The 23,822-nt window shown below is 44.8% G+C and carries 30 protein-coding genes; 4 read left to right on the top strand and 26 right to left on the bottom strand.

Annotated elements, in window-relative coordinates; all coding sequences use genetic code 11:
• Nucleotides 1–110: 110 nt before the first annotated feature.
• The 5 genes from ACQXR1_RS01135 to ACQXR1_RS01115 form a co-directional block, all read right to left on the bottom strand.
• Nucleotides 111–794, bottom strand: a complete 684-nt coding sequence (locus tag ACQXR1_RS01135) for a vWA domain-containing protein (RefSeq protein ID WP_024571497.1) — start codon at nucleotides 792–794, stop codon at nucleotides 111–113.
• Nucleotides 795–1,178: 384 nt separating this feature from the next.
• Nucleotides 1,179–2,210 (bottom strand): stage II sporulation protein D, encoded by a 1,032-nt coding sequence (gene spoIID / locus ACQXR1_RS01130; RefSeq protein WP_430771578.1) that lies wholly within the window; start codon nucleotides 2,208–2,210, stop codon nucleotides 1,179–1,181.
• Between the two features lie 195 nt (nucleotides 2,211–2,405).
• Nucleotides 2,406–3,716 (bottom strand): UDP-N-acetylglucosamine 1-carboxyvinyltransferase, encoded by a 1,311-nt coding sequence (gene murA, locus ACQXR1_RS01125; RefSeq protein ID WP_014665712.1) that lies wholly within the window; start codon nucleotides 3,714–3,716, stop codon nucleotides 2,406–2,408.
• A 33-nt stretch (nucleotides 3,717–3,749) separates the two neighbouring features.
• The gene (locus ACQXR1_RS01120) at nucleotides 3,750–4,490 is read right to left on the bottom strand and encodes a YwmB family TATA-box binding protein (protein WP_040081554.1); all 741 of its coding nucleotides are present in this window, start codon (nucleotides 4,488–4,490) and stop codon (nucleotides 3,750–3,752) included.
• A gap of 135 nt (nucleotides 4,491–4,625) precedes the next feature.
• Complete coding sequence (locus ACQXR1_RS01115) at nucleotides 4,626–4,856, bottom strand: DUF1146 family protein (RefSeq protein ID WP_003227691.1); 231 nt, start codon at nucleotides 4,854–4,856, stop codon at nucleotides 4,626–4,628.
• Nucleotides 4,857–5,025: 169 nt separating this feature from the next.
• Between ACQXR1_RS01115 and ACQXR1_RS01110 the strand changes: the two genes are divergently transcribed.
• Nucleotides 5,026–5,499: a hypothetical protein gene (locus ACQXR1_RS01110; RefSeq protein WP_136653865.1), complete on the top strand. Its 474-nt coding sequence runs from the start codon at nucleotides 5,026–5,028 to the stop codon at nucleotides 5,497–5,499.
• A 35-nt stretch (nucleotides 5,500–5,534) separates the two neighbouring features.
• Here the strand turns inward: ACQXR1_RS01110 and ACQXR1_RS01105 are convergent, their stop codons facing one another.
• The 18 genes from ACQXR1_RS01105 to spoIIR all read right to left on the bottom strand — a co-directional run bounded on the left by ACQXR1_RS01105 (nucleotide 5,535) and on the right by spoIIR (nucleotide 19,819).
• Nucleotides 5,535–5,933, bottom strand: a complete 399-nt coding sequence (locus tag ACQXR1_RS01105) for a F0F1 ATP synthase subunit epsilon (RefSeq protein WP_014478254.1) — start codon at nucleotides 5,931–5,933, stop codon at nucleotides 5,535–5,537.
• A gap of 23 nt (nucleotides 5,934–5,956) precedes the next feature.
• The gene (gene atpD, locus ACQXR1_RS01100) at nucleotides 5,957–7,378 is read right to left on the bottom strand and encodes a F0F1 ATP synthase subunit beta (RefSeq protein WP_003235764.1); all 1,422 of its coding nucleotides are present in this window, start codon (nucleotides 7,376–7,378) and stop codon (nucleotides 5,957–5,959) included.
• A 25-nt stretch (nucleotides 7,379–7,403) separates the two neighbouring features.
• Nucleotides 7,404–8,267, bottom strand: coding sequence for an ATP synthase F1 subunit gamma (gene atpG / locus ACQXR1_RS01095; RefSeq protein WP_040081552.1), 864 nt, complete (start codon nucleotides 8,265–8,267; stop codon nucleotides 7,404–7,406).
• Nucleotides 8,268–8,343: 76 nt separating this feature from the next.
• Nucleotides 8,344–9,852 (bottom strand): F0F1 ATP synthase subunit alpha, encoded by a 1,509-nt coding sequence (gene atpA, locus ACQXR1_RS01090; RefSeq protein WP_040081551.1) that lies wholly within the window; start codon nucleotides 9,850–9,852, stop codon nucleotides 8,344–8,346.
• Between the two features lie 16 nt (nucleotides 9,853–9,868).
• Nucleotides 9,869–10,414 carry a F0F1 ATP synthase subunit delta gene (locus tag ACQXR1_RS01085; RefSeq protein ID WP_014665718.1) on the bottom strand — a complete coding sequence of 182 codons (546 nt, stop codon included), beginning with the start codon at nucleotides 10,412–10,414 and terminating at the stop codon, nucleotides 9,869–9,871.
• Nucleotides 10,411–10,923 (bottom strand): F0F1 ATP synthase subunit B, encoded by a 513-nt coding sequence (gene atpF, locus ACQXR1_RS01080; protein WP_003244051.1) that lies wholly within the window; start codon nucleotides 10,921–10,923, stop codon nucleotides 10,411–10,413. The genes ACQXR1_RS01085 and atpF overlap by 4 nt, the downstream gene beginning before the upstream one ends.
• Before the next feature lie 162 nt (nucleotides 10,924–11,085).
• A complete protein-coding gene (gene atpE / locus ACQXR1_RS01075; protein WP_003151167.1) occupies nucleotides 11,086–11,298 on the bottom strand; it encodes a F0F1 ATP synthase subunit C in 213 nt (70 codons plus the stop codon).
• Between the two features lie 45 nt (nucleotides 11,299–11,343).
• Complete coding sequence (atpB, locus tag ACQXR1_RS01070) at nucleotides 11,344–12,078, bottom strand: F0F1 ATP synthase subunit A (RefSeq protein ID WP_014665720.1); 735 nt, start codon at nucleotides 12,076–12,078, stop codon at nucleotides 11,344–11,346.
• A gap of 7 nt (nucleotides 12,079–12,085) precedes the next feature.
• A complete protein-coding gene (gene atpI, locus ACQXR1_RS01065; protein ID WP_003243159.1) occupies nucleotides 12,086–12,469 on the bottom strand; it encodes an ATP synthase subunit I in 384 nt (127 codons plus the stop codon).
• Nucleotides 12,470–12,893: 424 nt separating this feature from the next.
• A complete protein-coding gene (upp, locus tag ACQXR1_RS01060) occupies nucleotides 12,894–13,523 on the bottom strand; it encodes a uracil phosphoribosyltransferase (protein WP_003227670.1) in 630 nt (209 codons plus the stop codon).
• Nucleotides 13,524–13,659: 136 nt separating this feature from the next.
• Nucleotides 13,660–14,907 (bottom strand): serine hydroxymethyltransferase, encoded by a 1,248-nt coding sequence (glyA, locus tag ACQXR1_RS01055; RefSeq protein ID WP_014665721.1) that lies wholly within the window; start codon nucleotides 14,905–14,907, stop codon nucleotides 13,660–13,662.
• A 206-nt stretch (nucleotides 14,908–15,113) separates the two neighbouring features.
• Nucleotides 15,114–15,656, bottom strand: a complete 543-nt coding sequence (locus ACQXR1_RS01050) for a TIGR01440 family protein (protein ID WP_147772645.1) — start codon at nucleotides 15,654–15,656, stop codon at nucleotides 15,114–15,116.
• A gap of 12 nt (nucleotides 15,657–15,668) precedes the next feature.
• Entirely contained in the window at nucleotides 15,669–16,118 is a 450-nt protein-coding gene (rpiB, locus tag ACQXR1_RS01045) for a ribose 5-phosphate isomerase B (RefSeq protein WP_416722521.1), read from the bottom strand.
• 156 nt (nucleotides 16,119–16,274) lie between these two features.
• Nucleotides 16,275–16,727, bottom strand: a complete 453-nt coding sequence (gene prpB, locus ACQXR1_RS01040) for a protein arginine phosphatase PrpB (RefSeq protein ID WP_040081549.1) — start codon at nucleotides 16,725–16,727, stop codon at nucleotides 16,275–16,277.
• 75 nt (nucleotides 16,728–16,802) lie between these two features.
• Nucleotides 16,803–17,360, bottom strand: a complete 558-nt coding sequence (locus ACQXR1_RS01035; RefSeq protein WP_069150488.1) for a manganese efflux pump MntP — start codon at nucleotides 17,358–17,360, stop codon at nucleotides 16,803–16,805.
• A 78-nt stretch (nucleotides 17,361–17,438) separates the two neighbouring features.
• Nucleotides 17,439–18,479, bottom strand: a complete 1,041-nt coding sequence (locus ACQXR1_RS01030; protein WP_430771577.1) for an L-threonylcarbamoyladenylate synthase — start codon at nucleotides 18,477–18,479, stop codon at nucleotides 17,439–17,441.
• Nucleotides 18,480–18,635: 156 nt separating this feature from the next.
• Nucleotides 18,636–19,079: a GNAT family N-acetyltransferase gene (locus ACQXR1_RS01025; protein ID WP_430771576.1), complete on the bottom strand. Its 444-nt coding sequence runs from the start codon at nucleotides 19,077–19,079 to the stop codon at nucleotides 18,636–18,638.
• Between the two features lie 65 nt (nucleotides 19,080–19,144).
• Nucleotides 19,145–19,819 (bottom strand): stage II sporulation protein R, encoded by a 675-nt coding sequence (gene spoIIR, locus ACQXR1_RS01020; protein WP_040081545.1) that lies wholly within the window; start codon nucleotides 19,817–19,819, stop codon nucleotides 19,145–19,147.
• Nucleotides 19,820–19,959: 140 nt separating this feature from the next.
• Here spoIIR and ACQXR1_RS01015 point away from each other — a divergent pair, with 140 nt between their 5' ends.
• Nucleotides 19,960–20,322, top strand: a complete 363-nt coding sequence (locus ACQXR1_RS01015; RefSeq protein WP_014478265.1) for a UPF0715 family protein — start codon at nucleotides 19,960–19,962, stop codon at nucleotides 20,320–20,322.
• 16 nt (nucleotides 20,323–20,338) lie between these two features.
• Here ACQXR1_RS01015 and ACQXR1_RS01010 read toward each other — a convergent pair whose 3' ends face one another.
• From ACQXR1_RS01010 to prfA, 3 genes are read right to left on the bottom strand one after another with little or no spacing between them, the layout of a single operon-like run.
• The gene (locus tag ACQXR1_RS01010) at nucleotides 20,339–20,626 is read right to left on the bottom strand and encodes a DUF5316 family protein (RefSeq protein ID WP_069150492.1); all 288 of its coding nucleotides are present in this window, start codon (nucleotides 20,624–20,626) and stop codon (nucleotides 20,339–20,341) included.
• A 59-nt stretch (nucleotides 20,627–20,685) separates the two neighbouring features.
• Entirely contained in the window at nucleotides 20,686–21,552 is an 867-nt protein-coding gene (prmC, locus tag ACQXR1_RS01005; protein WP_430771575.1) for a peptide chain release factor N(5)-glutamine methyltransferase, read from the bottom strand.
• A 1-nt stretch (nucleotide 21,553) separates the two neighbouring features.
• Complete coding sequence (gene prfA, locus ACQXR1_RS01000) at nucleotides 21,554–22,624, bottom strand: peptide chain release factor 1 (RefSeq protein ID WP_003227645.1); 1,071 nt, start codon at nucleotides 22,622–22,624, stop codon at nucleotides 21,554–21,556.
• Nucleotides 22,625–22,749: 125 nt separating this feature from the next.
• Here prfA and gloA2 point away from each other — a divergent pair, with 125 nt between their 5' ends.
• Together gloA2 and racA are read left to right on the top strand one after the other, a co-directional pair.
• The gene (gene gloA2 / locus ACQXR1_RS00995) at nucleotides 22,750–23,136 is read left to right on the top strand and encodes an SMU1112c/YaeR family gloxylase I-like metalloprotein (protein ID WP_430771574.1); all 387 of its coding nucleotides are present in this window, start codon (nucleotides 22,750–22,752) and stop codon (nucleotides 23,134–23,136) included.
• A gap of 121 nt (nucleotides 23,137–23,257) precedes the next feature.
• Nucleotides 23,258–23,812: a chromosome-anchoring protein RacA gene (gene racA, locus ACQXR1_RS00990; RefSeq protein ID WP_069150493.1), complete on the top strand. Its 555-nt coding sequence runs from the start codon at nucleotides 23,258–23,260 to the stop codon at nucleotides 23,810–23,812.
• Nucleotides 23,813–23,822: the final 10 nt, after the last annotated feature.

Raw genomic sequence — 23,822 nt, 5'->3', positions numbered from 1 at the left:
ATCACAGAAAAACGGAAATCTGCTACTATGCTACAGGCTGATACCTGATTACTTTTGAACATTATGTTACATACCAAAAAGAGGCTGACCGCTATCAGCCTCTTTTTTTCTTATTTAGATAACATCAATGATTGCTGAGTGAAAATTTTCTCAACATCTTTTTGGGTATAAGCCGGGAAGTATTCACCGCCGCCTACTTTCGCAATTGCGTTCAGCTGGCCTTTGTATCCCTCTTTATAATCAAAACCGATCACATTCACAGTGATATTGTCTTTTTGCAGTTCCTTTGCTGTTTTAATCGGATTTCCTCCGCACGTTTCCTCACCGTCTGTCAACAGATACACCACTTTTTCCCCTTTTGCGTCAAGCTGGTCAAAAGAAGATTTCGCCTCATTCAGTGCTTTGGCAATTGGCGTCCAGCCAGTCGGTCCAATTGTATTAAGAGAATTGAGGAAGCTTTGCTCGTTAAAGCTTTGGAAGCCGTATACGTTGCGAATGGCTTCACATGATTGAACTTTTCCGGAATTTTTATTGTTTCCTTCAGAGCCAAACACACTCATTTTCACCTGAGTTCCTTCTGGCAGTGAGCTTGCAAACTTTGAAATTTCTTTTTTGGCTGAATTAAATTTAGAGACACCGTCTATTCTTTTCGCCATACTTCCGCTGGCATCAAGCAAGACTGCCACGTTCGCAGGAGCTTTAGCCTCCGTTTCTTTCTTTTCAGCTGCAAAAGCAGGTGAAGTTAATCCAAATAACAATCCCGTCATCATGATCAGTGAAAATCTTTTCTTCATGTTCGTACCCCTTTACCAATTTGTTTCTGCGTGCAGATGTTCAACGCTGAACATAACCTATCGTAATCGACAAAAACCGAGAAATAAATAGGGCGGGCTTCCCCATTGCTGTTGTTTACTTTTGCATAGAAACCTATGTTTTTATTAGTGATTTCCACCTAACGCTCCTATGAAAAAAGAAGATTGTCCGCCTTTCGGCTTTCGTTATATGAGTCTGTCGAAGTCTGTCGACAAATGTGGATGACTTTACCACAATCTTAAAACCTGCAATCAGGAAAAAAGGACTGGTCCTTAAAGACTGTCAGAAGCTCCTCTAAACCGTTTCAACCGCCCTTAGATAAAAGACATTCAGGAATAGAAAAAGACGCTCAATGAGCGTCTTTTTTACTTTTTCGCCATATATTTATTCAAAAACGAATCGGCCTCAGAAATTTGTGTGCCCTGATAATAGTACTTCACGATGTCATCAACCGTTTTTCCTTCTTTCGCCATAAAATTCGCTCCATATTGGCTCATTCCTACACCGTGGCCAAATCCTCTCGTCGTAACTGTAATTGTGTCTCCATTTCGCTTCCAATCAAAATCGGCGGAGTTGAGACCCAGCTTTTCACGTATGTCTCTTCCTTTCAGCGTCTTGCCGTTAATGACGGCTGTTGCGACCTGGTGGCCCGGTGTCTCTCCGGTAATCCTTCCTACTGCGCTAGACCCATCCAGCTTGACGCCGAGCTTTTGCTCAAACTCTGCTGCTGTAAAGATTTTTGTTGACTTATATTTCGGAGACTTTTTATCCCATGGGCTTTTGACGCTTTTTAAATATGGGATAGCACTTGTCCAATAAGCTTCTGCATTCTCTGTGTAGCCATTGCTTGTGGAGAAAAAGGAGGCTTCAATCGGCTGGTTGTTGTACGTTAGGATTTTGCCTTGCGTACTGGCAACCGCATCTGTGATTTTCTTCAGTTTTGCTTCATAGCTTGTGCCCCACTGCTTTTTTAGCTCCGCTTTGTTTTTATACACCTGGAACATCTGTGTATCATCCACCAGTGAACCTTTAGGGGCCTCAACCGCTGAATTTGACACCATCAGTCTGACAATAAATGTTCTGGCGGCGAGGGCCTGGGCTTTCAGCGCTTCAGGTTTAAAGGTTGCCGGCATTTCGGAGGCGACGACTCCAATCACATACTCTTCAAGCGGAATGTTTTCTACGGATTGATTTGCGGTTCGATAGACGGGAATAGAAACAGGTGATGCTTTCAATGTTTCTGCTCCTTTCGATGCTGGTTTCGTGCTGACTGCTGTCTTTTCTGATTCTACACTGGCCCCCGCTTCCTTATTATGCTGGAACGGTATAACCAAAAGGGTGGGAACCAAGAGAATCAATGCACATAGTACGGATAGTGTGATTGCGAATTGTTTCATATTCAGCTGCCTCCTGCTCGGGATTCGACTCTAGTCTAGTCTATGGGCAGGGACAAGCTAATATGACTCTCGTTTTGGACAGAAACTTTATTTGTCATTTACGTATTCTTTTTTGCTATTTTGCGCATAATGATGATAATACACAAAAAATAAAAAACCAGTATGCCAGAGTGACATACTGATTTTCAAGTAAGTTTATGCATTTAAGTCAGAAACGACTTCTTTATTCTCTTGCTCAGAAGCAGACTCATCATTTACACGTTCGATGTCTGCGCCCAGACCAGCAAGCTTCTTATGGAAATCAACGTAACCGCGGTCTAAGTGCTTCAGTTCAGTAACACGTGTGTGACCTTCAGCCACTAACCCCGCAAGAATCAGCGCTGCACCTGCACGCAAATCAGTCGCTGCAACTTCAGCTCCCTGAAGCTGTACAGGACCGTTAATGATGACAGAACGTCCTTCAATCTTGATATCACCATTCATACGGCGGAATTCTTCCGCATGCATAAAACGGTTTTCAAAAACGGTTTCTGTAATCATGCTTGTGCCGCTTGCACGAAGCAGAAGCGCCATCATTTGTGACTGCATATCAGTCGGGAAGCCTGGGTGAGGCATTGTTTTGATGTCAATCGGTTTAAGTTCTTTCGGGCCGATGACACGCAGGCCTTCACCTTCATCCTTAATTGTTACACCCATCTCTTCCATTTTTGCGATTAAAGAGGTGAGGTGCTCAGGAACCGCTCCTTTTACTAATACGTTTCCTTCAGTGATTGCAGCAGCAACCATAAATGTGCCCGCTTCAATACGGTCAGGAATAATATGGTGTTTTACGCCGTGAAGCTTTTCGACTCCTTCAATTTTGATGGTGCCGGTGCCAGCTCCGCGGATTTTTCCGCCCATGCCGTTGATATAGTTTGCTAAATCAACGATTTCGGGTTCTTTTGCCACGTTTTCCAGCGTTGTTGTTCCTTCAGCTAAAGCAGCTGCCATAATCAGGTTCTCTGTAGCTCCTACACTTGGGAAGTCCAGATAAATTTTTGCGCCTTGCAGTCGGCCTTTTACTTCAGCTTCAATGAAGCCATTACCGACTTTGATTTCTGCGCCCATTGCTTCAAAACCTTTTAAATGCTGATCAATCGGTCTGGAACCAATTGCGCATCCACCCGGAAGCGCAACTCTTGCATGACCTGTACGCGCAAGAAGCGGCCCCATGACAAGCACAGACGCACGCATTTTACGAACATATTCAAAAGGTGCTTCAGTTTGCAAAGCGTATGAAGCATTCACAGTCACTTCATTATTCTCAAAATGCACATCTGCTCCTAAATGACGCAACACTTCGTTAATTGTATATACATCGGAGAGCGTAGGTACATCACAAATTACGCTTTTTTCTTCACTTGCTAATAAAGATGCAGCGATAACAGGTAAAACGGCATTTTTAGCGCCTTCAACTTTGACTGTGCCGTTTAACTTCTGACCGCCGCGGACGATGATTTTTTCCAAGGTATTCCCCTCCGCGTCCCTAAATTCTCTATATTAATATTCAGTCGTAACGATTGGTGTGCCAACCGTAACGGTATGTTTTCCGCCCATTCCTGCACTTCTAAGTGCAATTTGCAAATTCATCTTATGTTTCGAGGTCATAATGTACTCTTCCCACTCATCTGTAAACGCAGAAATAGAAACGAAATTTGGCTCAACTACATGTTCTACTGATCTTGCTTGAAATTCATTTAATAACTGATTTGCTTTTTTTTGCAAAACAATATTCATATTATCATCTAAATGACCATTTAGACAAGTAAAAATAACTACTTTTTCTTGGAATATCCCAAGTGTCTCCCGTTCAAACTGTTCATATGTATCATTCCAGCTATCCGGTGTCTCAAGACTCATTTGCTCATATAATAAATACGAAGTTGGGTTGTGTTTTTTGAGGGTTGTGACAAGCTGCAGTCTAAAAGAAGTGCGATTTTTTTTGTCAGTATATGTGCCAATTGCCTTTACGACTTTATCTTCCTGTGCAATCGTCCAATCATATTGACGATACTCTGATTTTAAACGTTGCACTTTTTGATCAAATTCTTTTTCGGTCAGTGACATGTTTTGTTTTGCATGCAATGTCCACTTATCTATTGACACATCTTGGCGTTCCATCCCCTCTGCTATTTGTGCCAACGGCGTTAATTCACTCGCATGAATGGTATGGAAAACAGCAATGACGAAGCTTAACATGACGGAAATCATAATGGCGTGGCTTACTTGTTTTTTCTTCATGTTTATCTCTCCCCCTTATCCCCAGTTTTACCGGAGGCAAGAGGCGCCATACGTAAAAATCTTCGTCAAAACTCGAGCTATAGCTTCAACCCCGCTTCCTCCAACCATTCCCATGATGACGATAGTCAAAACCTATTAAAATAGATAGGGAAGCTGCTGTGAATAATTGAGGTAATCTAAAAAGAAATTCGCAACCGCCGTTCCAATAGCGATTGTCAGCAAAATCATCAGGAGTCTTGCCTGCACGACTTTGCCTTTTTTGATTAACGGATCTATATTGACGGCTTGCAGCGCCCACCAAGTCACTGCTATAAAAATCAGGTGAACGACAATGCCGATTGCAGCCTGCTGTCCCAATACACTCATCTATTACACTCCTTTCTCTGCGCTCATACCCTTTCTTATTATATAAGAAGCGCAGATAAAGATGATACATTTTATACAGAACGGAATAATCAGCCAAATCTAGGGCTAACCCCCACTTAAAGTGTGATTCTTTTACATGATATACTTTATTGGAAAGGAGCTGGCAAATGTGAATCATTCTTTTTTTCAGCCTGAAAAGCAATATGGTGAGGACCTGCCAATTTTTGAACAGGAATGGGAAGCAATTGCATTCTATTATGATTATAGACAGTCACAGATTGAAGAACTGAATGAATTGTGTCAGTTTTTTAACATTTCTCTTACCTATACGAGAGAAAGCCTTGAAGAGCTGGAAAACCTCTATTTTCAAAGTATACAAGAGCTTTTGCTTGCTGATTGGAATCTTCCTATTGAAGAATTCGAGAAAATGATCAGTGTTTATCTTATAGATTGCGTGATTGCCCACCATGAAGATGCTGAATGGGTTGTAAAACCTTATCCGTATAAAGACGGCGCTTATACACTGGGCTTTAGAAGACATCGCAAATCGTGGAATACCATGAATACCTGTGATGGTTTATACTTGCGCCAAAAAGAGAATCGCCCGCTGCTGTCGCTGTTTGATTCTCTAGTGCGTTCATAAAAAAAATCCTTCTCATAAAGAGAAGGATTTTTTTCTTATTTCCCTGCTACATCCAATCTGTTCAAAGCCCGCTGTAACGCAAGCTCAGCCCGACGAATGTCAGTATCATCTGATTGAGAATTCAAACGCTCCTGCGCCCGCTGGCGTGCAGCTTCAGCGCGCTCTTTATCGATGCCTTCCGCTGTCTCGGCAGCCTGGGCTAGGATGGTGACCTGATCAGGACGGACTTCTACAAATCCGCCGCTGACGGCAACCATTTCAGTCTGTCCGTCTTTTTTCAGACGGACAGCGCCGATTTTAAGAGGAGCCACGGTTGGAATATGACCTGGCAAAATACCGAGATCGCCGCTTTCGGCTCTCACACTCACCATTTCGATATCCGCATCGTATACTGGGCCGTCGGGAGTAACGATATTGACTTTAACGGTCTTCATGCTTTTACCCTCCTAGGACCAGATTAAACTTCTACACCCATTTCTTTTGCTTTCTCAACAACTTCTTCGATACGGCCTACAAGACGGAACGCATCTTCTGGAAGATGGTCGTATTTACCGGCTAAGATTTCTTTGAAGCCTTGTACCGTCTCTTTTACAGGCACGTAAGAACCTTTTTGTCCAGTGAACTGTTCAGCCACGTGGAAGTTTTGAGAAAGGAAGAACTGGATACGGCGTGCGCGTTGAACGACAAGCTTGTCTTCATCACTTAATTCATCCATACCGAGAATCGCAATGATATCTTGAAGCTCTTTGTAACGCTGAAGCGTTGACTGTACTTCACGTGCAACAGCATAATGCTCTTCTCCAACAATTTCAGGAGCAAGGGCGCGTGATGTAGATGCCAACGGATCAACCGCAGGGTAAATACCCATTTCAGTTAATTTACGCTCAAGGTTTGTTGTCGCATCCAAGTGAGCGAACGTTGTCGCCGGCGCTGGGTCAGTGTAGTCATCGGCAGGCACGTAGATCGCCTGGATAGATGTAACTGATCCAACGTTCGTAGACGTGATACGCTCTTGGAGCTGACCCATTTCAGTTGCAAGCGTCGGCTGATAACCAACCGCTGAAGGCATACGGCCAAGAAGGGCTGAAACCTCAGAACCCGCTTGTGTGAAACGGAAAATGTTATCGATGAAGAACAGTACGTCCTGTCCTTGTACATCACGGAAGTGCTCAGCCATTGTTAGGCCTGTCAAAGCAACACGCATACGTGCGCCCGGCGGCTCGTTCATTTGTCCGAATACCATGGCTGTTTTGTTGATTACGCCAGAGTCACTCATTTCATAGAAAAGGTCGTTCCCTTCACGAGTACGCTCTCCTACGCCGGCGAATACAGAGATACCGCCATGCTCTTGCGCGATGTTGTTGATTAATTCCTGGATTAATACGGTTTTACCTACACCGGCACCGCCGAACAATCCGATTTTACCGCCCTTAATATAAGGAGCAAGCAAGTCAACAACTTTTATACCTGTTTCAAGAATTTCAACTTCTGTTGAAAGCTGATCGAATGATGGCGCCTGTCTGTGAATCGGATCCTTTTTCGCATCCGCAGGAACCGGCTCATTCAAATCAATATTTTCTCCAAGAACGTTAAATACACGTCCGAGTGTTACATCACCAACCGGTACTGAGATTGGCGCTCCTGTATCTACAGCTTCCATACCGCGCTGAACACCATCCGTAGATGCCATTGCGATTGTACGTACTGTATCATCGCCTAAATGAAGAGCGACCTCAAGCGTTAAATCAATACCTACTTCGTTTTCACTTGCAGCTGGCTGTGAAATTTTAATCGCATTATAAATTTCAGGCAAGTGACCGTCTTCAAAACGCACGTCGACGACCGGTCCTAATACCTGGCTAACGCGTCCTTTTTTCATCGCTATCCCTCCTGACAAAATCTTTCTATTCTAAAGCGGCTGCTCCGCCGACAATTTCCGTAATTTCTTGTGTGATGGCTGCTTGGCGAGCGCGGTTGTATGAAAGCGAAAGTGAATCGATAAGTTCCTTCGCGTTGTCCGTCGCATTTTTCATCGCCGTCATTCTTGCAGCGTGCTCACTTGCTTTACTGTCAAGAAGCGCACCGAAGATTAAGCTTTCTGCATATTGAGGAAGCAAAACCTCCAGAACCTCCTCTTCAGATGGTTCAAATTCATAAGACGCCGTTCTTTTTCCGCCGCTGCTGCCCAAATCAGATAACGGCAGAAGTTTTTTCTCCGTTACTTCTTGAGAAATGGCGCTGACAAAATGGTTATAAACAAGGTGCAGTTCATCAAACGCACCGTCTATAAACATTTGGATCGTTTGACGGGCAAGATCCTTAATTTCTGTAAACGTTACTTCATCTCCAAGCCCTGTTAACTCGGAAATGATCGGAATCTCACGTTTCCTAAAGAAATCACGGCCCACTCTTCCGATGGCAATCACCGCATACTCATCCTTAGACTGATGACGTTCCTGCATGGCCTGATAAGCACTTCGTAAAACCGAACTGTTAAAAGCGCCGGCAAGACCGCGGTCAGACGTAATGACAAGGTATGCCGTTTTTTTCACTTCTCTGCTGAGAAGCATCGGATGCTTCACGTTGCCGGAAACTCTCCCGACGTTTGACACAACCTCTTGGATTTTATCCATATATGGCACAAATGATTTTGCATTGTTTTCAGCACGATTCAGCTTAGCCGCAGATACCATCTGCATGGCTTTTGTAATCTGGCTCGTTTTTTTCGTTGACGTGATCCTTGACTTAATATCGCGTAATGAGGCCAAAGATTTCACCACCTTTTCTCTTCATCTGCGTAAAAAGAGAGAAAAAGAGAACCTTTTTCTCTCATCAGCATTCGAGTTAGTTGCTTGGTGCAAATGTACGTTTGAAGCCTTCGATTGCAGCTTTGAAGTCTTCATCAGCAGGAAGGTTTCCTGTTTTCGCAATTCCGTCAAGCAGGTCTCTATGGTTTTGGTCAAGGTACATGTAGTACTCTTCTTCAAAACGTCTGATATCCGCCACAGGAATATCATCAAGATATCCTTTTGTCAGCGCATAAAGAATGGCTACTTGGTTTTCAACCGGAAGCGGCTTGTTCAGATCCTGCTTCAGCACTTCAACTGTACGCGCACCGCGGTTCAGTTTTGCCTGAGTCGCTTGGTCGAGGTCAGAACCGAATTGAGCGAATGCTTCCAGCTCACGGTATGACGCAAGGTCAAGACGCAGAGTACCTGATACTTTTTTCATCGCTTTGATTTGCGCTGAGCCGCCGACACGGGATACAGACAATCCGGCGTTGATCGCTGGACGTACGCCTGAGAAGAACAAATCAGATTGCAGGAAGATCTGTCCGTCGGTGATGGAAATGACGTTCGTCGGAATATAAGCAGAGATATCTCCGGCTTGTGTTTCTACGAACGGCAGAGCTGTAATTGATCCTGCGCCTTTCGCGTCGCTAAGCTTTGCTGCACGCTCAAGCAGACGGGAATGAAGATAGAATACATCCCCAGGGAACGCTTCACGGCCTGGCGGACGGCGAAGAAGCAAGGACAGCTCACGGTAAGCAGCTGCTTGTTTAGAAAGATCATCATATACAACAAGAACATGCTTGCCGCTGTACATAAATTCTTCTGCCATTGTAACCCCAGCATACGGTGCCAGGTACAGAAGCGGTGCCGGCTGTGACGCAGACGCCGTTACAACAATTGTATAATCAAGCGCGCCGTGTTTACGCAATGTTTCTACTACGCCGCGGACTGTTGATTCTTTTTGACCGATCGCAACATATACGCAGATCATGTCTTGGTCTTTTTGGTTCAGGATCGCATCGATCGCAACAGATGTTTTACCTGTTTGACGGTCACCGATGATCAGCTCACGCTGGCCGCGGCCGATTGGAATCAGTGCATCGATCGCTTTGATACCGGTTTGAAGCGGTTCATGAACGGATTTACGGTCCATAACGCCTGGTGCAGGGCTTTCGATCGGACGAGTTTTGCTTGTCAGGATCGGGCCAAGTCCGTCTACCGGCTGGCCTAGCGGATTTACGATACGGCCGATTAACTCTTCACCAACAGGGACCTCCATGATGCGGCCTGTTCTTTTTACTTCGTCTCCCTCACGGATCTCACTGAAAGGTCCTAAGATGACGATACCTACGTTTGATTCTTCAAGGTTTTGAGCCATACCCAAAACACCGTTTGAAAATTCGACAAGTTCACCGGCCATACAGTTGTCAAGGCCGTGCACACGAGCAATACCGTCACCGACTTGGATGACTGTACCTACGTCTTGAACTTCAATATCAGATTGATAATTTTGTATTTGCTGTTTTATCAGTGTGCTAATCTCTTCAGCTTTGATGCTCACTTAGGTTTCACCCCTTCTATCGATTTTCCCCGGCTAATTGACGTTCGATGCGCTGAAGCTTCCCGCTTACGCTGCCGTCATAAATCCGGTTTCCAATGCGGACTTTAATGCCGCCTATTAAATCCGTCTGCACTTCATTTCTGATTCTCAGTGAAGCGACTCCGGCTTTTTTTGCAAACACTTGTGATAATGGTAACATTTCTGCATCCGTCAGCGGTTTCACTGAATATACGATAGCGTCTTCTGTTTGACGGGCCACATTTGCGAGTTTGATAAACTCATCTGTGAGCTCAGGGACAATCGCGGCACGATGGCGGTCAATCAAAAGAAAAATCGTATTGAGTACGGACTGTGACAAAGAGCCAAATGCATGTTGAATCAGCTCTTTTTTCTTCGCAGCCGGCACCTTCGGATGGTTTAACACATCATTCAGCGCTTTTTCATTTTGAAATACTTGTTTTACAACAATTAGCTCTTCTTCTACTTGATTCAGCTGAGCGGACTCATTGGCTATATCAAAAAGAGCTGATGCATATCGTTTAGAGACAGCTGATCCACTCATCGGCTTTCTCCTACCTCTTTAAGATAGTCCTGGATTAATTTCTCTTGAGCTTGTTCATCCAGTTCTTTTTCGATCACTTTCGACGCAATCATGACAGAAAGAGACGCTACTTGCTCACGGAGAGCAGAAACCGCCTGTTCTTTTTCCTTCACGATTTCAGTTCTTGCTGCTTCTTTCAGACGTTCAGATTCTGCACGTGCAGCCTGAATAATCTCTTCTTTTTGCTTCTCTCCCAGTTTCTTTGCGTTTTCGATAAGAGTTTGGGATTCCTGTCTTGCTTCTTTTAAAAGAACGCGCTGCTCTTCAATCAGCTGCTGCGCTTCTTTATTTTTTTCTTCAGCAGACGTAATTTCTCCAGCGATGTGGTCTTCACGCTGTTTCATTATGTTTAATAGCGGCCCTAAAGCGTATTTCTTCAGAAGCGCTAATAAGATTAACATAGCTAACAGTTGGAACAGGATATCTCCGCCGTTAAACGACAATCCTAGTTCAAGTGGTAATTGAGACATCTACTACGGCAACTCCCTTCTGCAGGTTTTTCTTTGCTGATCCAGCAGCCGCACTTGTCTCTTTTCAGCCGGCAAGGCGGGATGCTTATCAGACATAAAGCAATGGCGAAGGTTCTCTTGGAATGATCTTCGCCATTTTTAGTTCATATAAGGCTTTTATGCTTAGCCAAAGAACGCTAAGAATGCGATAACGACAGCGATAATAGGAAGGGCTTCAACTAATGCGATACCCATGAACATAAGAGTTCTTAGTTCTTTACCTGCTTCCGGTTGACGGGCAATCCCCTCTACCGTACGTGAAACAATCAAACCGTTACCAATACCTGCACCAAGTGCGCCTAAACCAATTGCGATCGCAGCTGCTATTAAATTCATGAAAAAGTTCCTCCTTTAAAATGTTATCCGTTTGGATATAATGTTTTAATGATCATGACTGATTTTATGAGACATGTACACCATCGTCAGCATCGTAAAGATAAATGCCTGGATGGCACCAATAAATAAACTGAATGCTTGCCATGCCAGCATCGGCAGAATCGCGCCGACTGTACCGACAAGACCGAGAGCCACGCTTTGCGAATAGTGGCTTGTCGCTAATCCTGCAAGCAGGCCGAGAAGAATCTCTCCGGCGAAGATGTTACCATAAAGCCGCAAACCGAGAGTCAGCGTATTCGCAAACTCTTCGATGATTTTCATCGGGAGCATGAATGGCACAGGTCTCAAATAATCTTTGGAATATTCCTTGAGCCCTTTCATCTTCACACCATAGTAGTGGGTTAAAGCAACAACCATCACGGCTAGCGTTAATGTAATGGCAGGATCCGCTGTCGGAGACTTCCACCAGAGCTCATGTCCGATTGTAATAGAAAACGGCAGCCCCAGCATATTCGACACAAATATGTACATCAGCAATGTGACACCAAGTGCCAAGAAGTTAGCCCCTGTTTTTAAATCCATTGTACTGCCAATAATATTGCGGACGAAATCAACAATCCATTCCATAAAGTTCTGGGCTTTTCCAGGACGGATCGAAAGCGTTCTTGTCGTTAATATAGCAATCAATAAAACAATCACACTCGCCACAGTAATCATCAGAATGTTTGTCAGATTAAAAGTAAGACCTAGAAATTCTATAGTTCTGTAACCATGATTCAAAGGGTTTTCACCTCTCTTCCATTGATGAACGTTTAAGCTGGATAAAGGAATCTATCATAATGACAGGGTATATTGTCATTAATCCAATAACTGTACTTGCCATATGAAAATATTCGGGATTTTTATAGGCGACAGCCACAGCAAGAATCGCATTGCACCACCGCGCTGCGCTCCCGAGAGATCGTATGGACTTTCCTTTCTCAACAGCTCTGTCAAAAGCATTCATTCTCCTGACGAGCAGTAAAAAATTAAACAAACTGAAAACAGTTCCCAGAATAAGGCCTAAAAAAACGGTTTTATACGCTGTTAAACCATAACCCAGTACATACACTGCCAAAATGAACAATAAATATTTGCGTTGTCTGCTAAATGTAAGCTTGGGATCGTCCATCAATTATCTGTCTCCTGATGAAAAAATAATGTATAGCTTGGATACGGCAAAAATCAGCGGTTAACCCTTAGTAGAAGACCTTTTTTGACCGGCAAAAAACGGGCCTGTTCGAAAAAATCATTCATCCGCAAGCCTTGCAGGGATGCTGTTTCATTCGCTTAAATAAATCCTCATAATACGGGTTTGCTGAGAGGATTTACATTGGGGATGAGGACTATAATGAAAGCTATGAAAACCTTCTCATAATACCCTCGTTTAGCATACAATAGCCCCTAACATGTGTCAATCTGTTTAAAGTTAAAAAACTTTTTATACTTTACGTCTCCACAGAATGTTCACATTTTCACCTATAATTGTATACAAATTGACCGAATATCAAAAAACTGGATAAAAAAAGAACCCCTTTATTTTGGGGTTTTCTTTTTTATTTTGTTCCAAACATGCGGTCTCCCGCGTCTCCGAGACCTGGAACAATATAGCCTTTTTCGTTTAATTTTTCATCAAGCGCCGCGATGTAAATATCAACGTCCGAATGATGCTTCTGCAATTCTTCCACACCCTCCGGCGCTGCTACAAGACACATGAAACGGATATTTTTCGCACCGCGTTTTTTGAGGCTGTGAATGGCTTCAACTGCGGAACCGCCTGTAGCGAGCATCGGGTCAACCACGATGAATTCACGCTCTTCCACATCAGAAGGAAGCTTGACATAGTATTCCACGGGTTTTAAGGTTTCAGGATCACGGTAAAGGCCGACATGCCCCACTTTTGCAGCGGGAATCAGCTTTAAAATGCCGTCAACCATTCCCAATCCTGCTCTTAGGATAGGAACCACTCCGAGTTTTTTCCCTGAGATGACTTTCGATTTTGCAGCCTGAACCGGTGTATTGATGTCCACTTCTTCCAAAGGAAGATCGCGGGTAATTTCAAATGCCATAAGTGTGGCTACTTCATCTACTAACTCTCTAAAATCCTTCGTACCTGTATTTTCATTCCGTATATATGTCAGCTTGTGCTGAATTAAAGGATGATCAAATACATAAACCTTTCCCATACTGTGTTTCAGCTCCTTTTTTATTGTCCCATCAACAATTACACACTTCTATTGATTCTACAAAAAAAGACATTGAGTTTCAAGAACATCGTCAAAAAACCCGCCGGGCATAAGCGCCATGCGGGTTTTTTGGATCTTAATAATCTAATTCTTTATATAAAGGAAATTTATCAGTCAGAGCAGCTACACGCTGTCTTGCTTCTTCAAGTTTCCCTTCATCTTCGTGGTTTTTCAATGCAAGCGCAATGATAGCGCCGACTTCTTCCAATGCGTCTCCGTCAAAACCGCGGCTGGTTACAGCAGCTGTACCAAGACGGATGCCGCTTGTAACGAAAGGTTTTTCAGGATCGTATGGAATCGCGTTTTTGTTAGATGTAATACCGATTTCATCAAGTACGTGCTCTGCAACCTTACCAGTCAGTCCGAGAGAACGAAGGTCAACAAGGATAAGGTGGTTGTCAGTTCCGCCTGAAACAAGCTGGATGCCCTCTTTCGTTAACGCTTCAGCCAAACGTTTCGCGTTTGAAATGACGTTTTGTGCATATGTTTTGAAATCGTCCTGCAATACTTCGCCGAATGAAACAGCTTTTGCGGCAATAACGTGCATCAGCGGGCCGCCTTGAATGCCAGGGAAGATTGATTTATCAATTTTCTTGCCAAACTCTTCACGGCAAAGGATCATACCGCCGCGAGGACCGCGAAGTGTTTTATGGGTTGTTGTTGTAACGAAATCAGCATAAGGAACCGGGTTTGGATGAAGGCCTGCCGCAACAAGTCCTGCGATATGCGCCATATCCACCATGAAGTAAGCGCCGACTTCATCAGCAATTTCACGGAATTTCTTAAAGTCGATTGTACGAGGATACGCACTTGCTCCTGCTACGATAAGCTTCGGTTTATGAGCGAGGGCTTTTTCACGCACGTCATCGTAATCAATATATTGAGTTTCTTTATCTACGCCGTACTCAACAAAGTTATATTGAACACCGCTGAAGTTGACTGGGCTTCCGTGTGTTAAATGGCCGCCGTGGGAGAGGTTCATCCCAAGTACAGTATCGCCTTGCTCCAAAATCGTGAAGTACACTGCCATATTTGCTTGTGCGCCTGAATGCGGCTGAACGTTTACATGCTCCGCTCCAAAGATTTCCTTCGCGCGGTCACGAGCGATATCTTCAGCGACATCGACGTGCTCGCATCCGCCGTAGTAGCGTTTGCCCGGATATCCTTCTGCGTATTTATTTGTCAAAACAGATCCTTGTGCTTCCATAACCGCTTCACTTACAAAGTTCTCAGAAGCAATCAATTCGATCTTAGTCTGTTGGCGTTCACGCTCATTTTTAATGGCGTTAAACACTTGTTCGTCTTGCGCAGGTAAATGTTTCATCAGCGAGATCCTCTCCTATCCGTATCCTGTTCTTTGTTTTTACCATCACTATTGTACATGGTTTTTAAGGCCGATGTAAAAGATTATTTTTAAAAAATCTAAATTTTTATTGGTAAAAACGAATAATGATAACTTAAATTTAATTTAAAGTTCGGAATTTATATCACTGTCTTAAAATAAAAGAAAAGACTGGCCATGCAGTCCTTTCATTCGCAATCATAAACCGCCCGCACCCCGCCGATTAGTTTCGGCCGTGTACGCGCGAATGTCACATGGGCTGAACCGAGGCTGTTTTGAGAGACACGCACAGGGACAGCCACCGGCTTCAGATGCATGCCAATAAACGTATCGCCTATATCGATTCCTGCGTCAGCCTGAATGGTTTCAACAAGAACGGGAGACTTCATCTGTTTAAACGCATAAGACGCCATCGCGCCTCCCGCTTTTGGAACGGGCACGGCAGAAACGGTTGGAAGCCTGAACAGCCGGGCCGTGTCTGCTTCGACAACAAGCGCTCTGTTCAAATGCTCGCAGCATTGAAACGCGAGATGGATTCCCGTTTTTTCCCGAAGCTCGGCAAGTCCGCTGAAGATGCTTTCTGCAATGTCTACACTCCCCGATGTGCCGATCCGGCTGCCGGCCACTTCACTCGTGCTGCATCCAAGGACGAAAAGCTGATCTTGTTTCAATTCAGCTTGTTCCTGAAACTCAGACAGCATCGCCTTCCACGTTTGTTTCATCTCATTCATTAAACAGCACCCCTACAGGTTCTTCTCTTCATAATCTGAGATTTTTCCAATACGCGTTTGGTGTCTTCCCCCGGTAAACTTAGTGGTCAGCCAGATTTTTGCGATTTCCCGAGCCAAACCAGGGCCGATCACCCGTTCACCCATCGCAAGGATGTTTGTGTCATTATGCTCCCTCGTCGCCTTCGCGCTGAAGGTATCGTGCGCCAGCGCGCAGCGAATCCCTTTTACTTTATTTGCGGAAATGCTCATGCCGATGCCTGTCCCGCAAATTAAAATTCCTCTGTCAACTTCGCCGCTAACCACTTTTTCGGCCACCGGAAAAGCATAATCCGGATAATCGACAGAGCCGCTGCCGCAGTCGCAGCCCATATCAATATATTCAATTTGCAATTCGTCCATTAAATCTTTGATTTCATTTCGAATGTGAACGCCGCCATGATCCGATGCAATGGCTACTTTCATCTGCTTTTCCTCCCAGCGTGTGTGATGCGGCCCGCCCGCTTTATTGACCGCGCAGCCTGTCCGCTCTTTGATTCACACCATATGATGTGCTTTTCACTATATTCTACTCCTTCACGCAGGATTTGCAAATGACCTGTTTGCAGATATTCTGGCAACTTACCTGCCTTCTTTTTTCAGCTGTTTTGCCAGCTGCCGAAGAAGTTCTTCAAGCTCATCTCGCGTTTGTTTATAGATGTCAATTGAGCCGCCGAACGGATCGATAACATCCCCATGGCTGCCTGTGACATATTCTTTTAATGTAAACACTTTATCACGATAACGTCCAAATTGGCTGGCAATGATCTGTTTGTGCTGATGGGTCATAGCCAGAACCAAATCTGCCGATTCCATATGTTCTTCAGTTAATGGAGAAGACACATGATTAAGGGCAATGTGTTTTTCAAACAGCGCTTCGACTGCATGAGGCGTCGCTCTCCCATTAGGCGAAGCAAACACGCCTGCCGAGCGGACACTGACATTCAGCCCTTCCGTTTCTGCAATTGATTTAAAAAGCGCCTCAGCCATTGGGCTGCGGCACGTATTTCCAGTACAGACAAAAATAATATCCATGTCAGTCACCCCTTATTTTTCTCTATTATATATGAAGAAAAAAGAAACGGCGACTTCGTTTCTTTTATTGGTATATTAAATTGGCAATAGCAGCTTTAGGCCGAATACGATTAATATGATGCCCCCGAGCGCTTCGCTGTATGTGCCAAGCCATGACTGCACTTGTTTTCCGACCAAAAGGCCAAGCCATGTCAGCATCATGCTGAACAGCCCAAAAAGGGTGATTGTGAGGAGCGGATGCGAGCCGTATATCCCCAAGCTCAAGCCGACGGAAAAGCTGTCAAGGCTGACGCCGACGGCAAACAGCAATAAGCCCGGCCCTGCCGGCGACATCAATCGTTCTTCTGACTGTTTAAAAGAAGCCATAAGCATTTGAACCCCAAGAACAAAAAGCAGCGCCCCTCCGATATAAACCGCTAACACGCCGAGGAGCCCTGACAGCATGTTGCCGGCCGCCATCCCCGCGAGAGGCATGATAACGTGAAAAAGGCCAATGATGAAACCGATATAGAATATCTGCTTCTTTCTGAGTTTGACCATGCCCATTCCAAGGCCGACAGAAAAAGCATCCATCCCTAAAGCAAACGCCATGATGCTTAATGTCATCAGTTCGCCTATAAACAAATCCGACATACATAAATAACCCCCTTGGACACGCCCCGCTTTTTTAGCCTATGCGTGTCCAAAAAGGGTTAGAACATCCGACTGCTTTCAGCAAATCACTCTTCCTCCGGCGGCTTTCATCAGCCTGTTCATAATGGCGAGACCGACACCTGTGTCCGGAAAGGATTCCGAGATAATAACATCCACATCATTCTCATCAAAGCTGCGTAAAGCATCATACAGCCCTGCCGCAACAGTCTCAAGCTGAGCACGTCTTCCGCAGCTCTTTACATAATCAGCGGAATAAACGCCCGCGTTTTCTTCTGTTGTCAGGACACCGACCCGTTTTCCGCCCTGTTGATATTCTTGAATGAGGTGCTGCATGCGCTCTGGGCTGCCTTCGCAAATCGCAAGCGGCGCTGTCGGCGCATAATGTGTATATTTCATCCCTGGAGAAATCGGCTTCTCATTTTGGTCGCTGAGCCCTTTATCCACATGGATCGGTCCGATCACCGCTTCAATTTGTTCCTTCGTAATGCCGCCCGGGCGCAGGAGAACAGGGACGTCGCCCTCACATGAAAGCACGGTTGATTCGACTCCGATTCCGGTAGGGCCTCCATCCATAATACCGGCTATGCGGCCATCCAAGTCGTGAGCCACATGCTCCGCTTTTGTAGGACTTGGCTTGCCTGATAGATTGGCGCTCGGTGCTGCAATCGGCAGTCCCGATTCACGAATCAATGCAAGGGCAAGCGGATGATCCGGCATTCTAATAGCAACTGTTTCAAGACCTGCCGTTACACGAGGTGAAAGCGCACCGGGTTTGCAAGGCAAAATGAGCGTAAGTGCTCCCGGCCAAAACCGCTTCATCAATGTTTTCGCCTTTTCCGGCGCTGGGCCCGTTAAATCCTCAAGCTGGCTGATATCCGCGATGTGGACAATCAAGGGATTATCGCTCGGCCGCCCTTTTGCCTCATATATTTTTTGGACGGCATCCGTATTTTTCGCGTTTGCGCCTAGGCCATATACCGTTTCTGTCGGAAAGGCAACGACCTCATTTTCTCGGAGCAAAGCGGCTGCTTGTGCAATTTGTGGATCATTTGTGGATAACTCGTCAGTTACATCCACAAACCATCTTTTCGTTTTCATTTCTGACCAAACTCCTTATTCACAACAATAAAACGATTGTTTTACGCGTGTAATCCTTTTGAAAGTATAAAAGATGTCCTGTAATAAAACAAGCGTTATCCACAAATTGTGGACAACGCTAATAAAGAAGTGGATAAGTATGTGTATAAACTGCATTTATCCAGACGTTTTTTTCATCAAAACGCCCCCTTCTGTTTGCCGCGATTCACAGAAATGATCAGAAGAGAACAGTTCTTCCGGTACACTTTCAGCTCTTTCAAATCCCATGGCCGTCAGAAAGTCCGCAGAGGAATGCTGATTCGCTACTAGATATACGGTTTTGATTTGATGCTTTTCGCACAGCACCTCCATGCTTTGAAAAAGCGTGACAATATGGCCTTGGTGAAGCTTGTCCGATATGACCAGCGACCGTAGCAGCCCTTGGTCACAGCTTATTTTTTCAATACCGAGGCAGCCGGCAATGTTTTTCTCATTGTCCTCCAGCATAAGAAATTGAGTGAAACCTTCTTTCACGCCTTCATAGCTGGTTTTCGCCTGTTTTAAAAATTCCTCAAGCACCTCTCCGTCTTTTTCCCTTGCCACCCGCAGTTGATAAAACATCCGTTCACCCCGTTTTTCGTTCTTTCTTCAAATCTATGAGGCAAATCTATTTTTAGACCAGATGATTAGGAAAAAAGGTCGGAAATCCATTCGACTAAGAAGAATTTCACTTCTGTGCCGTCTTCCTTCTCTTCTTTCTCTTCTTTTTTTGCTTTCTCTGCTTTAGCGGTTACGTCCTCAAGCACTTTTTCAGTCTGCTTTTTTGAGGCTTCTTTATCTTCTTGTTCTTTGACGGCTTCCCCGTTAGAAAAATCGAGAAAGCAGAGGGGCGGGAACAGCACACACCACCAGTTGGCGCCGTCGCCGTTTCCAAGCGTGATCAAAATCGCTTCATACTCACCGGCTGGATAAACCATGTTGCCGTAAAGCTTTGTCGGAAATGAGATTTTGTCAAAATCAACGGATATCGACTGATTCGCTCCTTCTTTCTCCATCGTTTCCTTTGCAATCGCTTTGATTTCAGGCAGCTTTGAGCGAATCACACGACGCGCTTCTTCAATAGAAGTAATATCCTTTACCCAAGTTGTGATTTCTTTATTCACCGCGTCTCTGATATGACGTTTTAATTGCTGGTCTTGATCACTATCGCTGTTTGCCAATATTCTCAAACGAATCGCCTGATCCGGTATGACCACCGGCTGATTTTCTGATTGCTGTGCCGTCTCTTCTTTCGCAAGCCCTACGAGCGCTCCGGATAATAAAAGAAAGATATATATACAAATGATTACTGTTTTTTTCATCGGTCCCCACCGTTCCTCTCCGTGCTTTGTTTCTAGCCCTATTATGGACAAGGAGAACCTGGGGTAAACGTGCAGGGTGAAAAAAATCTAGCAAGCTGTTAATCTTATTTATGGTACGATAGTGTTTTAGGAGGTTTAAGATGAAATACAATTATACAGTGCTCTTATCAGCATTCACGATGTCGGTTCTTTATTCGGTTATTTATATTCATTCATTTATTATTGCCGCTCTCATCACAATGGCATTTTATTTTCTGTTTCCTTATTTGATCTTCGCACTGCCGCTTCAAATCATGATGAATAAAAAGCCGAAACGGTTCAGCCCTTTGTACCTGCTGTATTACCTTGCCGCTGCTTTTATTGCCAACGCGATCATTTTCGGCGTGCTTCAGCCTTCGGGACAATCTCTGTTTCAAAATACAGCCTTCTATCTTTTCGCTGTATTAACAGCTCTTATCTATTGGATATGGGACTCTGTTTTACTGCAAAAAAAGGAAGCCTAAAAGGCTTCCTTTTTTATTAAATCAAAACCGTCAGCAAATAACATAGAATGGAAGGTATCGCCGCAACAAAAAAAGCGGCTGCCATTTTTAGACGTGATGTACGGCCTTCTTTGGTTTCTGAATGGTAGTTTGCCCGCTGATCGCTTCCGCTTACAGCCAAACCCGATGTGATGATCGCGAGCCCGACTAAAACGAGAGACGCAACGCCAAAAATCGCTTCATATGAAGGAGCCTGTGAAAAAATGGTGCCAATCATGCTCTCAATCGCGATGAGCAGGATTCCTGCTGTCAGGGCCTTTTTCATGTTTACATCCCCTTTGCTGGTGTTCAACAGCTTGATCCATTCACTCGCCGGCAAGCTGCTTATTTATTTTTATGAATCAGAGCGCATATGGTTCTGTCTTTTCCATTAATATCTTTCAGCACTTCCACTTCCGCATCCTTAAACGCCTTGAGGATCAAGTCTTTGACCGCCGCCCCCTGTTTCCAGCCGATTTCAAAAACGACAAATACTTTCTCCTTCATGACAAGCGGGATGTCTTCCATAAACCGCTTATAAAATTTCAGCCCGTCTCCACCATCGGTGAGCGCGTGCAGCGGCTCATGAAAACGGACAATTTCTGATAGTTCAGCCATTTCTTCCTCTGAAATATATGGCGGGTTCGAGACAATGATATCTGCTTTTTTTCCCGCCTTAATAAAAGGCTCAAGCAGATCGCCCTGATAAAAGCGCACATTCGCTCCAAGTTTTTCTGCATTGGCAGAGGCGACTTGCAGCGCCTCTTTCGAAATATCGACTGCTGACACAGAAAAGCTTTGGTTTTCAAGCGCAAGCGTGACGGCTATCGCGCCGCTCCCTGTACCAACGTCAACGACTTCGAGCCGGTCTTCTTCAGAAAAGACATTACGATATTTTTCAAGCAAATGAAGGACAACCTCTTCTGTTTCCGGCCGCGGGATCAGCACATCATCATTCACCATAAATTCCCGCCCGTAAAAAAACTCTTTTCCGATAATGTATTGAACCGGCACGCCCTCTTTATGCATCTCGACGTGACGCGTAAAGCGATACAGTTCGTCGTCACCAATCGGTTCCTGCAAGCTGGCGAGCAGCCTGCTTCTCTCCATTCCGGTATCATAAAGCAATAGCAGCTCGGCAGCATTTTCTTCTCTTCCCGCTTCGGTTAAATAAGAAGAAGCCCATTTCAGGGCTTCGAATATCGTCTTCATCTTAACCTTCCGACTGCTGAAGCTTGCTCGCCTGATCTTCTACGATCAGCGCTTCAACCACTTCGTCAAGTTTGCCTTCAAGAATCTGATCAAGCTTTTGAATCGTCAAACCGATTCTGTGATCCGTCACACGGTTTTGCGGGAAGTTGTATGTGCGGATACGTTCAGAACGGTCACCAGATCCGACTGCTGATTTCCGTGTTTGATCATATTCAGCCTGGGCTTCCTGCTGAAATTTATCATAGATTCTGGCACGAAGAACCTTCATTGCTTTTTCTTTGTTCTTGATTTGAGATTTTTCATCCTGGCATGATACAACAACACCTGTCGGCAAGTGCGTCAGACGAACGGCAGACATTGTTGTGTTGACGCTTTGTCCGCCCGGTCCGCTTGAAGCAAACGTATCGACGCGGATATCCTTCTCATGGATGTCAACCTCTACCTCTTCCGCCTCAGGAAGACAAGCTACCGTTGCAGTGGATGTATGGATACGTCCGCCCGATTCTGTTTCCGGAACACGCTGTACGCGGTGGGCGCCGTTTTCATATTTGAGTTTAGAATATGCGCCGCTTCCCGTAATCATAAAGATGATCTCTTTGTAGCCGCCTGTTCCGGTTACATTCGCTTCCATGACCTCTGTTTTCCAGCCTTGAAGCTCAGCGTAACGGGAATACATTCTGTACAGGTTGCCAGCGAATAAAGCGGCTTCCTCGCCTCCCGCAGCTCCGCGAATCTCCATGATAACGTTTTTGTCGTCATTAGGATCTTTCGGGATCAAGAGCACTTTCAAGCGTTCTGACAGTGTTTCCGTTTCCTTCTGAAGTTCAGAAATCTCTTCCTTCACCATGTCGCGCATCTCAGCGTCCAGCTTCTCTTCAAGCATTGCTTTTGCATCAGCCAGCTGTTCTGACGCATCTCTGTATTGTCTATATACGTCAACTGTTTCTTGTATATCAGATTGCTCTTTTGAATATTCTCTCAGCTTTTTCGGATCGTTGACTACTTCTGGATCGCTTAAAAGCTCATTTAATTTTTCGTATCGTTCTTCGATTGATTTTAAACGGTCTAACACGGTCTTCACCTCTGTTTTCCTGTGCGTAACATTCTCATTATAGTATAGTGATTAACCCCAGTCAAAAGCATTTCAATCCCAGCTTTAAAAGCCTCCTCTGCTATACTGGGAATCGAGGAGGGATATTGTTGCTGAAATCCATACATCATATTGCAATCATATGTTCAGATTACGAAAAGTCGAAAGCTTTCTACGTACATAAGCTTGGTTTTCAGGTGATTCAAGAAACGTACCGCGAAGAGCGCGGCTCCTATAAGCTTGATTTGTCGCTTAACGGCTCGTATGCCATTGAACTGTTCTCGTTTCCCGACCCGCCCGAACGCCAAACCCAGCCTGAAGCTGCAGGCCTGCGTCACCTCGCCTTTACAGTCAGCAGCTTGGATGAGGCGGTTCAGGCGCTTCATGAAAAAGGAATCGAAACAGAGCCGATCAGAACAGATCCGCTGACCGGAAAGCGTTTCACCTTCTTTTTTGATCCTGACCAGCTTCCTTTAGAACTGTATGAACAATAATATTTTTTGAAGAAAAAAAGGAGATACCCACTTTCTTTGCCGAATCTTTTCTTGTTTTGTCTAACGGGAAGGGAACCGCATTCTATGGTCGAATACCTAGCTAAAAAGGAGGTATGGGATCATGAATACAAATATGGTAGCAAGTGAACTCGGCGTCTCCGCAAAAACGGTGCAGCGGTGGGTGAAGCAGCTGAATCTCCCGGCCGAACGCAATGAGCTCGGACATTATTCGTTCACGGCAGAAGACGTGAAGGTTCTAAAATCTGTTCAAAAACAAATCTCTGAAGGCACGGCGATTCAAGATATTCATCTGCCGAAAAGCGCTAAAAAGCGCACAGGCTTCCTTGTCCAAAAAACAAATGGCGACACAGAACGAAGAATCGAGCAGCTTGAACAAAAGCTGGACACCCTTTTACAGCAAAGGCAGGACGAAAACGAACTGATAGCAAGGATTTCGGAGCTGGAACGCCAGCTGAAACAAAAAGCCGATGAAGGTGTATCTTACCAGCTGCTTCAGCACCGCAGAGAAATTGATGATATTCTTGCAGACCTGCAATCACTGACCTCACAAATGAAAGAATTCACCGCTCAGCCGATCCCCGAGACTGCTGCTGCTTCTGAAAAAACCAAAACAAGAAAAAAACCGCTGCTGTCACTGTTCAAATTTCAAACCTAAAGCAAAAAGC

Origin of the sequence: Bacillus sp. ATD, assembly GCF_050585765.1 — a bacterium.
Lineage (GTDB): Bacteria > Bacillota > Bacilli > Bacillales > Bacillaceae > Bacillus > Bacillus stercoris.
Note: the sequence above shows the minus strand (reverse complement) of the source record. Positions and strands in the feature narration are given on the sequence as shown.